The sequence below is a fragment of the Nitrobacter sp. 62-13 genome, assembly GCF_001896955.1.
GTDB lineage: Bacteria > Pseudomonadota > Alphaproteobacteria > Rhizobiales > Xanthobacteraceae > Nitrobacter.
Genome location: NZ_MKRN01000188.1, coordinates 21947 through 36410, shown reverse-complemented (window position 1 = coordinate 36410; position 14464 = coordinate 21947). Strand labels below are relative to the sequence as shown.

The following is a 14464-nucleotide window of genomic DNA, read 5'->3' as shown; positions in this document are numbered from 1 at the left end:
TCTGCGCGGCATCGTCGAGATCGTCGGCGGACAGCACGTTGAGGCCGGACTCGCGAATGATTTTCTTGCCGGCGTCGACGTTGGTGCCTTCGAGCCGAACCACCAGCGGAACGTTGAGGCCGACCTGCTTCACCGCGGCGACGACGCCGTCGGCAATGACGTCGCATTTCATGATGCCGCCGAAGATGTTGACCAGGATGCCCTTCACGTTCGGATCGGCGGTAATGATCTTGAAGGCGGCCGCGACCTTGTCCCTGGTGGCGCCGCCGCCGACGTCGAGGAAGTTCGCTGGGCTCATGCCGTAGAGCTTGATGATGTCCATGGTCGCCATGGCGAGGCCGGCGCCGTTGACCATGCAGCCGATCTGGCCGTCGAGCGCGACATAGCTCAGATCGAAGCGCGACGCCTCGATTTCCTTGGGATCTTCCTCGGTCTCGTCACGCAGCGCCAGCACGTCGGAATGACGGAACATCGCATTGTCGTCGAACGACACCTTGGCGTCGAGCACGCACAACTGGCCCTGCTTGGTTACGACCAGCGGGTTGATCTCCAGAAGCGCCATGTCCTTGGCGATGAAGGCGCTATAAAGCTGTGTGACCAGCCTGTCCGCCTGCTTGGCGAGGTCGCCCGTCAGGCCAAGCGCCTTGGCGACGGTGCGGCCGTGATGCCCCATGATGCCGGTAGCGGGGTCGACCGAGAAGGTCACGATTTTCTCGGGCGTTTTGTGAGCGACGTCCTCGATGTTCATGCCGCCCTCGGTGGAAACGACGAAGGCGACCCGCGAGGTCTCGCGGTCGACCAGCGCCGAGAGATAGAACTCCTTGTCGATGTCGGAGCCTTCCTCGATGTAGAGTCGGTTGATCCGCTTGCCGGCGGCTCCGGTCTGCGCGGTGACCAGCGTGGACCCGAGCATCTGTTTGGCGAACTCGCCGACCTCGGCGACCGATTTGGCGAGGCGGACGCCGCCCTTGTCTCCGGCGGAGGCTTCCTTGAATTTGCCCTTGCCGCGGCCGCCCGCATGAATCTGGCTTTTCACCACCCAGACCGGGCCGCCCAGCGTGTTCGCCGCCGCCTCGGCTTCCGACGCCTTCAGCACTGGCACCCCGCGCGAGACCGGCACGCCGAATTCGCGCAGCAACGCCTTGGCCTGATACTCGTGGATGTTCATCGCGATGGTCTCCGACCCGTGGCAGTGACAATTGGCAACGAAAATTCTCGATTTCACCTGTTTCCGTCTGTCACGGATGAATCCGCGACATACCAGCCGAAAGGATCGTCACCTCGCGATGGCCTTATGCCGGCCGCGCCCGATCAGCGGTTCAGCAGATCGGGCGAGATCTTCTTGCAGGCATCGACGAGCTCCTGAACCTTGCCGACCGACGCATCGAAGGCCTCGCGATCCTTGCCGGTCAGCTCGATCTCGACAATGCGCTCGACGCCCCTGGCTCCGATTACCACGGGTATGCCGACATACATGTCCTTCACGCCGAACTCGCCGTTGAGATGGGCGGCGCATGGCAGCACGCGCTTCTTGTCGCGCAAATAACTTTCCGCCATCGCGATCGCGGAGGCCGCGGGCGCATAGAACGCCGAGCCGGTCTTCAGCAGGTTGACGATTTCCGCGCCGCCGTTGCGGGTGCGCTCGACGATCTCGTCGATGCGCGCCTGCGAGGTCCAGCCCATCTTGACAAGATCCGGCAGCGGAATGCCGGCCACGGTCGAGTACTTCACCAGCGGCACCATGCTGTCGCCGTGGCCGCCGAGAACGAAGGCGGTGACGTCTTCCACCGACACGTCGAATTCGTCGGCGAGGAAATAGCGGAAGCGAGAGGAGTCCAGCACGCCTGCCATGCCGACCACCTTCTTCGCCGGCAAGCCAGACGCTTTCTGAAGCGCCCACACCATCGCATCGAGCGGATTGGTGATGCAGATGACGAAGGCATCCGGCGCGTATTTCCTGATGCCGGCGCCGACCTGCTCCATCACCTTGAGATTGATGCCGAGCAGATCGTCCCGGCTCATGCCCGGCTTGCGCGGGACGCCGGCGGTGACGATGCAGACCTTGGCGCCGTCGAGTGCATCATAGGAGTTGGTGCCGGTCAGCTTGGCGTCGAACCCGTCCACCGGGGAAGATTGTGCGATATCGAGAGATTTGCCCTGCGGAAGGCCTTCCGTGACATCGAACATCACGACATCGCCAAGCTCTTTCAGTCCGATCAGATGAGCGAGCGTTCCTCCGATCTGACCGGAGCCGATCAGGGCGATCTTGTCGCGCGCCATGGGAGTTTATCCTTTGATGGCAAAAAGGCGGGATAAGTAAAATCTTGATACGATCGTGGTTAGACCTTTCGCCCGGCCCGTTCAAGTCGTGCAGCGTGCATTCCGGCTCCTGTCCGGGATCCGGAAGCCAGCGATGGCGAATCCGCGTCATGTTTCCACCAGTCCGGTGCTGGAGCCGCCGGCGGCGGAATTGCCGCGGCCGTGGGCCTGGGCCAGGTAGGACTCTGAGCCCATCTCGATCAGGCGCGAGGATGTGCGCTTGAATTCGTGCGCCTCGAAGCCTTCAGTGGCGCGATAGAGCGATAATGGATCGGTGTCGCTTGAGGCCATCAGTTTCACGCCGTTGTCGTACAGCGTATCGATCAGTGCGATGAACCGCTTGGCGGCGTTGCGGTCGGCGTCCTCCATGACCGGGATGCGATCGATGATGAGGGTATGATAGTCCCGCGCGAGCCCCAGATAATCCGAGGCGCCAAGCGGCTGCTCACAAAGATCGGCGAAGGAAAACCGGGCAACGCCGTGGGACGAGCACGGCACGCGCAAGGTGTGGCCTTTGACGGCGATGTCGCGAGGTCTGCACGGCGAGCCGCCGGTCATGAGCGCCCAACCCTTGTCGAGCGTCGCTTCGGCTTTGGCGTCGGCGGGCGTCAGCCACATCGTGACGCCCGCCAGCTTTTCCATGCGGAAGTCGGTGCGTGCATCGAGGCGCAGGATATCCATGCGCTCCTCGATCTGCTCGATGAACGGCAGGAACAGCACGCGGTTGAGGCCGCCTTCATAGAGGTCCTCGGGAGGGACGTTCGATGTCGCCACCACCACCGTGCCGAGTTCGAACAGGCGCGCGAACAGGCGGCCGAGGATCATGGCGTCGGCGATATCGGTGACGTGGAATTCGTCGAAGCACAAAAGCCACGCTTCATCGAAGATCGCGGCCGCGGTGAGTTGAATGACATCGGCGTCGGCTATTTCGCCGCGCGCGATGCTCTGGCGAAAGGCGAAGATGCGCTCGTGAACGTTGGCCATAAATTCATGAAAATGGACGCGGCGCTTGTGCGTGACCGCGCTCTCATGGAAGAACAGGTCCATCAGCATGGACTTGCCGCGCCCGACGTCGCCGTAAATATAAAGTCCCTTCGGAGGAGGTGCGTGGTCGGGATGGAACAGCTTGTCGAGAAAGCCGCCTTTGCCGGCCGGCTTGTAGGCCATGAGCCGCTCGTCCAGTGCGGCGAGAGCTTCCGCCACCCGCGCCTGCGCGGGGTCCGCCTCGATCGCGCCCGATGCGACGAGATCCTGATAGTGATCGCGGAACAGCGTGGGCGAGGTCGAAAGCATCGGACAGCTTACCCCTCCATGTCAGCCGAAATGCAAGTCGTGAATTGGTTGAAGAACCTTGCGGGTCGGACGGTTACGGGCTGAGCGCGTAGGAATCCTCCACCACATAGGGTCCGCCGCCGACCGAGGCACGCGAGGAAAACAGCACGAAACGTTCGGCGGTGAATACTCTGGATGGAAAATAGCCCCTAACCGACAGATAGTTCGCGACGTCGTGGTTGGATGCGTCGCGCAAGCGCGCCAGCGTGACGTGAGGCTTGAACTTGCGGCTCTCGGGATCGAGCCCGCAGCGCTGCATCAGCCGCTCAAGTTCGGCCTGCAATTCGACCAGCGGTCCGCTCGGTTCCACCGACGCGACGACGGCGCGGGGTTTTTTACCGCCGAAACTCGATAGTCCCCGCAGCGTCACCTCGAACGGTTTGCGATTCACCCGCAGCAGCACCGACGCGATTTCGTTGGCGGAGGCGCCGTCGATATCGCCGATGAAGCGGAGCGTGAGATGGTAATTTTCGGGATCGATCCAGCGGGCGCCCGGCAGACCGCCGCGCAGATCGGACAGTATGCGGCAGACGTCGGGCGGTATCTCCAGCCCGGTGAACAAACGCGGCATCGCAAGATCCTCGATGCTGAGGCCAGGTTCCGAAAGTCGGCGAAAATCGAGCTTCGAAACCACTTCGGCGGCGAATCACCGTATCCGCTTTTATCGTAGTTCTGTGACGGTGCGAAGCACGCGGTTTTTCACTTCTTCTGTGCAGAGATCTCGCGGACGAAGGACTCAACCGTCGGCATGATATTCTTCACGATCACCGCTATGCCGGCGGCGGTCGGATGCATGCCGTCGGCCTGATTGAGCTTCGTGTCGGTCGCGACGCCTTCGAGAAAAAACGGATAGAGCGGCACGTCGTATGTCCTGGCGAGATCGGGAAAGATCGTGTTGAACTGCGCGGCGTATTCGGCGCCGTAGTTCGGCGGCGCGACCATCCCGCACAACAGGACCGCGATACCGCGCGCCTTCAGGCGCTTCAGGATGTTTTCCAGCGCGCCGCGCGTCACCTTGGGATCGAGGCCGCGGAGCGCATCGTTCGCGCCCAGTTCGAGAATCACGCCCTGAGTGTCGGCAGGCACCGACCAGTCGAGCCGGTCGAGTCCGCCGGAGGCGGTGTCGCCGGAAACGCCCGCATTGTTGATCGCGACGATCAGCCCTTTGTTTTGCAATGCCTTTTCCAATTGCGCCGGAAATGCGTCGGCGGCCGGCAGGCCGAGGCCGGCGCTCAAGGAGTCGCCGAGCACGACGAGCTTGATCGTGCCGGCGGGCGGGGCCTGGGCGAATGCGGACGTTGTGAACAGCACGCTCAGCGCCAGCCACGCAAACGTGCATCTCAGCCACTCGACTGCTGGAAAGGAAGTCCCATATGACTTTCGCATGGATAGTCTCATTGAACGCTCGTCGCCGGCCGGTTATTCCGAAGTTCCGGATGCCATCACCATCGCCAATGTCAATCTCACGCTCGGCAGCGGAGCGGCGCGGGTCCATATCCTCAAGGACATCAATCTCCGCATTGGCCGCGCCGAAGCTGTCGGCCTGATCGGCCCGTCGGGGTCGGGCAAATCCACGCTTCTCATGGTGCTGGCCGGGCTTGAACGTCCTGACAGCGGAGAGGTGGTGGTCGATGGCGCCCGATTCAATGCTCTCGACGAGGACGCCCTCGCGCGTTTTCGCGGCCGTCACGTCGGCATCGTGTTCCAGTCATTTCATCTGATCCCGACCATGACGGCGCTCGAGAACGTCGCGGTGCCGCTCGAGCTTGCGGGCGCGCCCGACGCATCGGCGCGCGCGGCGCGCGAACTGGAGGCCGTGGGCCTCGGTGAACGGCAGCATCATTATCCGGCGCAGTTGTCCGGCGGCGAACAGCAGCGCGTGGCGCTGGCGCGGGCGTTCGCGCCGGATCCGGCTATACTCGTCGCCGACGAGCCGACCGGCAATCTGGACGAGGCGACCGGTCAGCAGATCGTCGATCTGCTTTTCGCCAAGCATGCCGAGCGCGGCATGACGCTGGTGCTGGTCACCCACGACAACGCGCTCGCGCAACGCTGCGATCGCGTGGTGCGGCTGCGCTCGGGGCGTATCGACGGAGCGGCGCAGTGACCCATCATCCGTTGTTTCGGACAATCATCTGTCATTTCCGGTTCGCGAACGTCGTTTGCGCCCCGGAATGACGAAGTAGACATAAATGACTCGCATGCCGTTTCTTCCCCTCCGTCTGGCCTTGCGCGAATTGCGCAGCGGCTTGCGCGGCTTTTATGTTTTCATCGCCTGCATTGCGCTCGGCGTCATGGCGATCGCCGGCGTTGGCTCGATGGCGTCGAGTCTGTCGGAGGGGCTGGCGCGAGAGGGCCGCACGCTGCTTGGCGGCGATGTCGCCTTTTCGCTGATCCAGCGCGAGGCGAAGCCGGAGGAGATCGCATTCCTGCGTGCCCGAGGAGAGGTGTCTGTGGCGGCGACGCTGCGCGCGATGGCGCGTGCGCCGAACGGCAAGCCGGCGCTTGTCGAATTCAAGGCGGTCGACCGGGCCTATCCCATGCTCGGAGCGCTGACGCTTGAGCCGAACGTTCCGATGGCCGATCTGCTCGCTGAGCGCGACGGCGTGTTCGGCGCGGCCGTCGATCCGGCGCTGCTGGCGCGGCTCGATCTCAAGGTCGGCGATCGCGTCACGATCGGCAGCGCTACCTTTGAAATCCGCAGCGCGGTGGATGCCGAGCCCGACAAGCTGGCGGGCGGTCTTGGGTTGGGCCCCCGCTTCCTCGCCAGCATCGATGGCTTGCGCGCCACCGCCTTGCTGCAGCCCGGCAGCCTGGTGCGCTGGACTTATCGGGTACGGCTTGCCGACAATGGCGCGGACGACGGCGCAGCGTCGGCGCTGGCCGACGATGCGCGAGTGGCGCTGCCGGAGGCGGGCTGGAACATCCGCAGCCGCAACAATGCGTCGCCGCAACTGGAGCGGACCATTTCGCGATTCACGCAGTATCTGACTCTGGTCGGTCTTGCTGCCCTACTGGTCGGAGGCGTCGGCGTCGGAAATGCCGTCAAGAGCCACGTCGATCGCCGCCGCGACGTCATCGCGACATTCAAGGCGCTGGGCGCGACCGGACGTGATGTGTTTGCGATCTATCTGACGCAGGTCATGGTGCTGGCCGCTCTCGGATCGCTTGCCGGTCTGGCCGTTGGCGCGGCGCTGCCCTTTGCCGTCGTCGGCGCCTTCGGTCATCTCCTGCCGCTGCCGGTGGTCCCGGCATTGCATCCCGAGGTGTTGGCGTTGTCGGCGGTGTACGGCCTGTTGACGGCGCTGGCCTTCGGCATGTGGCCGCTGGCGCGGGTTCATGACGTTCCGGTCGCGGCGCTGTTTCGGGACGCAGTGGCCGACGAAGGTCGCCGCCCGCAGACGAGCTACCTGGTCTGGATGGCGCTCATGATTGCGCTCCTGATCGGGATCGCGATCGGTCTTGCCTACGACAAGCGCGTGGCTTTGGTGTTCGTGGCGGCGTCGGCGCTGGTGTTCGCGTTGTTGCGCGGCATTGCCTCTGCCCTGATGGCGCTGGCGCGCAGGCTGCCGCGATCGCGAATCACCACGGTGCGGCTTGCGGTCGCGAACATCCATCGTCCGGGAACGCTGACGCCCTCGGTGGTGCTTTCGCTCGGGCTCGGCCTTGCCGTGCTGGTCACGATCACCCAGATCGACGGCAATCTGCGCCGTCAGTTCCTGGCCGCATTGCCGGAGCGCGCGCCGACGTTTTTTTTCATCGACATTCCGTCATCGGTATCGGAGCGGTTTACCGCGTTTCTCAAGCAGCAGGTTCCGCAAGCGACGGTGGAAGATGTCCCGATGCTGCGCGGACGCATCGTCGCGGCGCGCGGCGTCAGAGCCGAGAACCTGAAACCCTCCCGCGAAGCCGAATGGGTGCTGCAGAGCGACCGCGGCCTGACCTATACCGGCGAGGTTCCGAAGGGGTCGAAGGTGGTCGAGGGGCAATGGTGGGGACCGGACTATGACGGGCCGCCGCTTGTGTCGTTCGAGAAGAAGCTCGCCGACGGACTGGGGCTCAAGCTCGGTGATGCCGTCGTCGTGAACGTGCTTGGTCGCGACGTCACGGCCACCATCAGCAACATGCGAAGCGTGGACTGGCAGAGCCTCGGCATCAATTTCGTCTTGGTGTTCTCGCCCAACGCTTTTCGCGGCGCGCCCCACACCCATATCGCGACCCTGACCGAGACGCATGATGGCGCTGTCGAAGACGCCGCCATCGTCAAGGCTGTTGCCGGCGCCTTTCCGATGGTGACCAGCGTGCGGGTCCGCGAAGCTCTGGAAACCATCGGAACTGTCGTCACCAACCTGGTGCTGGCGATCCGCGGCGCCAGCGCCGTCACCCTGATTTCGGCGATTCTCGTCCTCGGCGGCGCGCTGGCCGCGGGCCATCGCCATCGCGTCTACGATGCTGTGATCCTGAAAACCCTCGGCGCCACCCGGTTGCGGCTGCTCGGCGCCTACACCCTGGAGTATCTGATGCTCGGCGCGGCTACCGCCGTGTTCGGCGTGGCCGCCGGTTCGGTCGCGGCGTGGCTGATCGTGACGCGGCTGATGACGCTCGGTTTCGAGTGGCAGGCGGGCAGCGCGGCCCTGGTGGTCGCCGCTGCGCTGCTTGTCACCGTCGCGCTGGGACTGGCCGGCACGCTGATGGCGCTGAACCAGAAACCGGCCGGCGTGCTCCGCCATTTATGACAATATGTAGCAGGCATCGCGGCGGTCGGGATCCATGATGCAGCGACGGGGAGGGGACCATCGATCCCCTTGCGGACTTGATGCTTTTGGCGCATCGCTCTGGCCCGGGAGAAGCCAAGTGCCTGTCCGGAGGGCGACATTCAGCCGCGCATGGAAGCTTGCGCCGATCGTGTTAGTTTCCCACATACAGCTTGGGTCGGACGCTGGCCTGATGACGAAAAATTAACATTCGCAGACCGACGTATCCGAGACAGAATTCGAACTGGCGCGTAAATCATTTGCGGCGTCAGACAACCACGGGAATTCGACCATGTCGGACTTAGACCGTAACTATACCTCCCCGTTTGGCCGGGCCGCCGGGCGCGTTGATACCGCGGCCGTCGACGCCGGTCTTCGGTCCTATATGCTCAAGATCTACAACTACATGTCGATCGGTCTCGCCATCACCGGCCTGGCCGCGCTCGGCGTCTACATGGCGGCCGTGACCGGCGATCCGTCGGGCGCCGCGGCCAGGATCGGCAGCGCCTATCTGACGCCGTTCGGTTACGCGATGTTCGTGAGCCCCTTGAAGTGGGTGTTCATCCTCGCGCCGCTGGCGATGGTCTTCGCCATCTCCTTCGGCATCAACCGGCTCAAGCCCGCGACCGCGCAGATGCTGTTCTGGGCGTTCTCGGCATTGATGGGCATTTCGCTGTCGTCGATCTTCCTGGTGTATACGCACACCTCGATCGTTCGGGTTTTCTTCATCACCGCGGCCTCGTTCGGCGCGCTGAGCCTGTTCGGCTACACCACCAAGCGTGACATGAGCGGCATGGGCTCGTTCCTGATCATGGGCCTGTTCGGCGTCATCATCGCAAGTCTGGTGAACCTCTTCATCGCAAGCTCGGCATTGCAGTTCGTGGTGTCGGTGGTCGGTGTGCTGGTGTTCGCGGGTCTGACCGCCTACGACACCCAGCGTCTGAAGAACGATTACATCTACGGCTACGCCTCGCAGGGCGGCGAGATCGCGGAGCGCGCGGCGATCACCGGTGCGCTGTCGCTCTACCTGAACTTCATCAACCTGTTCACGCTGCTGCTGCAGTTGCTCGGACAGCGCGAATAGGAACAGCCTCGAAAAGCGGTCGTCCGGTTTTGGTGAATAGCTAGACGATCTGATACGTGAAGCCCCGGCCAAGGCCGGGGCTTTTTCGTTGCGCGGGCTATCGTCGAAGCGCCCGGACTCGAACGACACGTGCGGCTGCTTATATGCCCGCCATGCGTCCGCAAGACATCCTGATGCCCGTCGCCGCCGGATTGTGTTGCAAGCCCGGCGGCTTCCATATCGATCCGGTGCGCCCTGTGGACCGCGCGGTCATCACCCATGGCCATTCCGATCATGCCCGACCCGGTCACGGCGCGGTGCTGGCGACGCAGGAAACGCTCGATATCATGCGGCTGCGCTACGGCGATGGTTTCGCCGGCGCCACGCAGGCGATTTCCTACGGCGAAGAAATTCGGCTCGGCGGGGTCTCGATCAAATTCCATCCCGCAGGCCACGTGCTCGGCTCGGCGCAGGTCGCGGTCACGCATGGCGGTGTCCGGATCGTCGCCTCGGGCGACTACAAGGATGTCCGCGATCCGACCTGCACCCCGTTCGAGGTGGTGCCGTGCGATGTCTTCATCACCGAGGCGACGTTCGGGCTGCCGGTGTTCCGTCATGGCGATGCGGCGTGTGAAGTGGACAAGCTGCTGGCTTCGGTCGCGCTGTTTCCCGATCGCGCGCATCTCGTCGGCGCTTATTCGCTCGGCAAGGCGCAACGCGTGATCGCGCTGATCCGCGAAGCCGGCTACGGCACGCCGATCTATCTGCATGGCGCGATGGCGAAGGTCACGCAGTATTATCAAAGCCGCGGTATCGCGCTTGGCGAATTGCGGCCGGCCAGGGGAATGAAGAAGGCCGATCTTGCGGGCACCGTCACGCTGGCGCCGCCTACGGCGATCGCGGATCTGTGGACGCGGCGCTTTCCCGATCCGGTGACGGCGTTTGCGTCCGGCTGGATGCGCCTTCGCGCGCGGGCGCGGCAGCGCGGCGTCGAACTGCCGCTGGTTATTTCCGATCATGCCGATTGGGACGGCCTGACCCGCACCATCGCGGCGACAGGGGCAGGCGAAATCTGGGTGACGCACGGCCAGGAAGACGCGCTGGTGCATTGGTGCACGACGCAAGGGCTCGTCGCGCGCCCGCTCGCGCTGGTCGGCTACGGCGACGAGGACAGCGAGGAGGATGATGCGGCGGCGTTGGGCGAGGAGGGCGGCTCATGAACCGTTTCGCCGAACTGCTCGACCGTCTTGCCTACGAACCCGGCCGCAATAACAAACTGCGGCTGATCACCGCATATTTTCGCGAGACGCCGGATCCGGATCGCGGCTACGCGCTGGCTGCGCTGACCGGCGCATTGTCGTTCAAGCACGCCAAGCCCGCTCTTGTCCGTGGTCTGATCGCCGCGCGCGCCGACCCGGTGTTGTTCGCCTTGTCCTACGATTACGTCGGCGATCTCTCCGAAACGGTGGCGCTGATGTGGCCCTCGGCGCTGATGCGCGAGCACGACGGCAAACCGCCGCCGCCCACGCTCACCGATGTCGTCACCACGCTGCGCACCCTCGGCAAGGCCGAACTGCCGGCGCAGCTCGCCCGCTGGCTCGACGAGTTGGACGAAATCGGTCGCTGGGCGCTCTTGAAACTCGTCACCGGCGCGATGCGGATCGGCGTGTCCGCGCGGCTCGCCAAGACCGCCGCGGCGGCGCTCGGCGATAAAGATACGCACGATGTCGAACTGATCTGGCCAGGTCTCGCGCCGCCATATCTCGATCTGTTCGCATGGCTCGAAGGCCGCGCCGAAAAACCGGTCAACCGCATCCCCGCGCCGTTCCGGCCGGTGATGCTGGCGCACGCGATCGAGGACGCCGACTTTGCGCGGCTGGATGCATCCGATTTCACGGCCGAGTGGAAATGGGACGGCATCCGCGTGCAGGCCGTCGGCGGCTGCGACGAGCATGGCAACGACGCGAGCCGGCTTTATTCGCGCACCGGCGAGGACATCACGAGCGGCTTTCCGGATTTGCTGCCCTCGCTGAGGTTGCAGGAATCTTCAGAAGTGACACTTGATGATTCCCGAAAACCGCTTCGCACTTTTCGGCATCAAGCGTTCGCCATCGACGGCGAGTTGCTGGTGGTGCGCGAGGGGCGGGTGCAATCGTTCAACGTCCTGCAGCAGAGGCTGAACCGCAAGACCGTGACGCCCAGGCTGATGAAGGAATTTCCCATCCACCTGCGCGCCTACGATCTGCTCGACGACGGCGACAACGATCTGCGCGAGTTGCCGTTTGACGACCGGCGGCGGCGGCTGGTTGATTTCATCGCAGCGCTTGACGATCCGCGTATCGACCTGTCGCCGCAGGTGCCCTTCGCCACATGGGGCGAACTCGCGGCAGCCCGCGCCGATCCGGCCGCGGCGGGAACCGACGCCGACGCGGTCGAAGGCATCATGCTGAAGCGCCGTGACGCGCCGTATCTGCCGGGACGTCCCAAGGGCCTGTGGTGGAAATGGAAACGCGATCCGCATGTCATCGACGCGGTGTTGATGTACGCGCAGCGCGGCCACGGCAAGCGCTCCTCCTATTACTCCGACTATACCTTCGGAGTCTGGACCGAGGCCGATGGAAACGAGCAACTGGTGCCGGTCGGCAAGGCCTATTTCGGCTTCACCGACGAGGAACTGCTGCGGATCGATCGCTTCGTCCGTCGCAACACCACCGAGAGCTTCGGCCCGGTGCGCCACGTCGTGCATGAGCCGGATCGGGGGCTGGTGCTGGAAGTCGCCTTCGAGGGATTGCAGCGGTCGGCACGGCACAGGTCGGGCGTGGCGATGCGCTTTCCCCGCATCAGCCGCCTGCGCTGGGACAAGCCGCCGCGCGAAGCCGACCGGCTGGAGACGCTGGAGCGGATGCTCGCTTCCGCTGCAGCGGCTCGATCCGCATGAACGCGGGTCGGACGCCACCGGCATCCACTTTGCCGATCGCGCACTGGGACCATTGACGGGGAAACGGCGGTTCCCCATCTGCATCACGCGGTTTTTTTGGGCTATGCTGCGACATGCGCGGGCGTCGAATCCCGCAGGAGGGTCACGATGCCGAACGACACCCGGAAATTTCCGGCCGACAACGACAGCCTGTCTCGTTTCCTGGGGGGCTCGCCACTGGGGGTCGCGTTTCGCCTGATCCTGCTGTCGACACTGGTCGGCGTGATGCTCGCTGCGATCGGTTTCGACCCCTGGAATATCGTGCAAAGCATCCGCCTGCTGGTCGAACGCGTCTGGAATCTCGGTTTCGACGCCATCAACGGATTGTGGCGCTACTTCCTGCTTGGCGCCGTCGTCGTGGTTCCGATCTGGCTGTTGTCGCGGGTGTTCGGCGCGCCGCGCGGGCGTTAGAGCATGATCCCAAGGAGCCTGCCCCGGACCTGATCCCGGGCGGGAGCCGGTTTTCGGACAAGATCGTGCTCGATCAATAAGAGTAAGGCTTAAGCCGGCCAGTCTTCCGCCGTGATCGCCGCGGCATCCGCGCCGACGATTTCCGACAGCGAGTCGCGCCCCGTCCGCAGCAGCGTCGACATCAGATCGCGCTTGATGTCATCGACCAGGCCCAATCCCTTGTAGACCAGCGAGGAATAAAGCTGGATCAGGGTGGCGCCGGCGCGCATCTTGGTCAGCGCTGCGCCGCCGGAGTCGATGCCGCCGACCCCGATCAGCGGAAATGCGCCCTCGGTGCGCACATAGGTCTCGGCCACCATCCGGGTCGACAGCCGGAACAGCGGCCGCCCCGACAACCCGCCCTGTTCTTTCGCGCGCAATTGATCGCGCAAGCTCGATGGCCGCGCCAGCGTGGTGTTGCCGACGATCATGCCGTCGATACGGCGCGAGCGCGCGATCTGAACGACGTCGTCGAGTTCTGCCAGCGTCAGGTCGGGTGCGATCTTGAGCAGCACCGGCGTATCGCCGGCATTCTGACGGACCCGTTCGCGGGCGTCGATCACCTTCGCCAGCAACTCGTTGAGCGCGTCCGCCTGCTGCAAGTTGCGCAGGCCCGGCGTATTGGGCGACGATACGTTGACGGTGAAGTAGCTCGCCACCGGCGCAAAGATTTCGATCAGCCTGACGTAATCGGCGACGCGATTGGCCGAATCCTTGTTGGCGCCGATGTTGACTCCGATGATGCCGCCGGCATGCGCGCGGGCCGCCAGCCGGCGCAGCACGACATGGGCGCCGTCATTGTTGAATCCCATTCGGTTGATCACGCCCTCGTCGCGTTCGAGCCGGAACACGCGCGGGCGCGGATTGCCGGGCTGCGGCCGCGGCGTCACGGTACCGACCTCGACGAAGCCGAAGCCCAGTTTCAGCAGCGCGTCAGGGACCTCGGCGTTTTTGTCGAAGCCGGCGGCCATGCCGATCGGATTGGGAAAATTCAAGCCGAAGGCGCGAACCGCGAGTTTCGGATCGTCGGCACGCTGCCGTATCGGCGGCAGCAGCCGCAGTCCCTGCATCGCCATGCGATGGGCGTCCTCGGGATCGAACCAGCGCAACAGCGGCAGCGAGAAATTGTCGAAGGCGCGGATCACGACGCAAGCTCCGGAATCTCGTGATATCCGTCCGGCCGTGCGGGCATGTCCTGCACCGCCGTGACGTGGCGGAGATCGAGCTCGCCATAGAGATGCGGAAACAGCTCGCCTCCGCGCGAGACTTCCCAGCGCAGCGCGTCGCCCAGTCCATCTGCATCGATCGCGACCAGGAGCAGTCCGGTCTGGCCAACGAAATGTTTGCGGGCCGTGCCTTCGACCTGGGACGCGGCGGAAAAATGGATGAAGCCGTCGCGCAAGTCATCGGCGCTGCCGCGAAAAACGCCGTGCCGCTCGGCCTCCCGCCAGGCCGAAGCAGGGCAGATTTTGTAGATCGTTCGCACGCGTTTCCCGAGCCCGCATTGCGCTCCACGATACTGAAAAGCGCATGATCTTGTTTCCGCTCGCTTAAATTGCAGCGGATCAA

13 protein-coding genes are annotated in these 14464 nt (G+C 64.2%); 6 read left to right on the top strand and 7 right to left on the bottom strand.

The genetic code is table 11. The annotated features are described in order from the left end of the window. The 5 genes from sucC to BGN91_RS14075 form a co-directional block, all read right to left on the bottom strand. A partial coding sequence (gene sucC, locus BGN91_RS14095) for an ADP-forming succinate--CoA ligase subunit beta (RefSeq protein ID WP_292614147.1) occupies positions 1-1168 on the bottom strand: 1168 nt, incomplete at its 3' end. Between the two features lie 143 nt (positions 1169-1311). Next, positions 1312-2280, bottom strand: a complete 969-nt coding sequence (gene mdh / locus BGN91_RS14090; RefSeq protein ID WP_292614145.1) for a malate dehydrogenase — start codon at positions 2278-2280, stop codon at positions 1312-1314. Positions 2281-2427: 147 nt separating this feature from the next. Next, complete coding sequence (gene zapE, locus BGN91_RS14085) at positions 2428-3612, bottom strand: cell division protein ZapE (protein ID WP_292614142.1); 1185 nt, start codon at positions 3610-3612, stop codon at positions 2428-2430. Between the two features lie 73 nt (positions 3613-3685). Beyond that, complete coding sequence (gene thpR / locus BGN91_RS14080; protein ID WP_292614140.1) at positions 3686-4222, bottom strand: RNA 2',3'-cyclic phosphodiesterase; 537 nt, start codon at positions 4220-4222, stop codon at positions 3686-3688. A 128-nt stretch (positions 4223-4350) separates the two neighbouring features. After that, on the bottom strand, positions 4351-5037 hold the full coding sequence (locus tag BGN91_RS14075; RefSeq protein WP_292614138.1) for an arylesterase: 687 nt from the start codon (positions 5035-5037) through the stop codon (positions 4351-4353). Between BGN91_RS14075 and BGN91_RS14070 the strand changes: the two genes are divergently transcribed. The 6 genes from BGN91_RS14070 (at position 5036) to BGN91_RS14045 (ending at position 12856) form a co-directional block, all read left to right on the top strand. Then, positions 5036-5758 (top strand): ABC transporter ATP-binding protein, encoded by a 723-nt coding sequence (locus BGN91_RS14070; protein WP_292614136.1) that lies wholly within the window; start codon positions 5036-5038, stop codon positions 5756-5758. The genes BGN91_RS14075 and BGN91_RS14070 overlap by 2 nt on opposite strands. 85 nt (positions 5759-5843) lie before the next feature. Then, positions 5844-8387, top strand: a complete 2544-nt coding sequence (locus BGN91_RS14065) for an FtsX-like permease family protein (protein WP_292614133.1) — start codon at positions 5844-5846, stop codon at positions 8385-8387. A gap of 310 nt (positions 8388-8697) precedes the next feature. Continuing rightward, positions 8698-9489 (top strand): Bax inhibitor-1/YccA family protein, encoded by a 792-nt coding sequence (locus BGN91_RS14060; protein ID WP_292614131.1) that lies wholly within the window; start codon positions 8698-8700, stop codon positions 9487-9489. A 152-nt stretch (positions 9490-9641) separates the two neighbouring features. Continuing rightward, a complete protein-coding gene (locus BGN91_RS14055; protein ID WP_292614129.1) occupies positions 9642-10688 on the top strand; it encodes a ligase-associated DNA damage response exonuclease in 1047 nt (348 codons plus the stop codon). Beyond that, positions 10685-12406, top strand: a complete 1722-nt coding sequence (locus BGN91_RS14050) for a cisplatin damage response ATP-dependent DNA ligase (RefSeq protein WP_292614127.1) — start codon at positions 10685-10687, stop codon at positions 12404-12406. The genes BGN91_RS14055 and BGN91_RS14050 overlap by 4 nt, the downstream gene beginning before the upstream one ends. Positions 12407-12553: 147 nt before the next feature. Beyond that, complete coding sequence (locus BGN91_RS14045) at positions 12554-12856, top strand: DUF6460 domain-containing protein (RefSeq protein ID WP_292614125.1); 303 nt, start codon at positions 12554-12556, stop codon at positions 12854-12856. Between the two features lie 89 nt (positions 12857-12945). On the opposite strand, the gene BGN91_RS14040 is transcribed toward BGN91_RS14045, so the two are convergent. Both BGN91_RS14040 and BGN91_RS14035 read right to left on the bottom strand, forming a co-directional pair. Further along, positions 12946-14040, bottom strand: coding sequence for a quinone-dependent dihydroorotate dehydrogenase (locus tag BGN91_RS14040; protein WP_292614123.1), 1095 nt, complete (start codon positions 14038-14040; stop codon positions 12946-12948). Then, entirely contained in the window at positions 14037-14381 is a 345-nt protein-coding gene (locus BGN91_RS14035) for a DUF952 domain-containing protein (RefSeq protein ID WP_292614121.1), read from the bottom strand. The genes BGN91_RS14040 and BGN91_RS14035 overlap by 4 nt, the downstream gene beginning before the upstream one ends. Between the last annotated feature and the right edge of the window lie 83 nt (positions 14382-14464).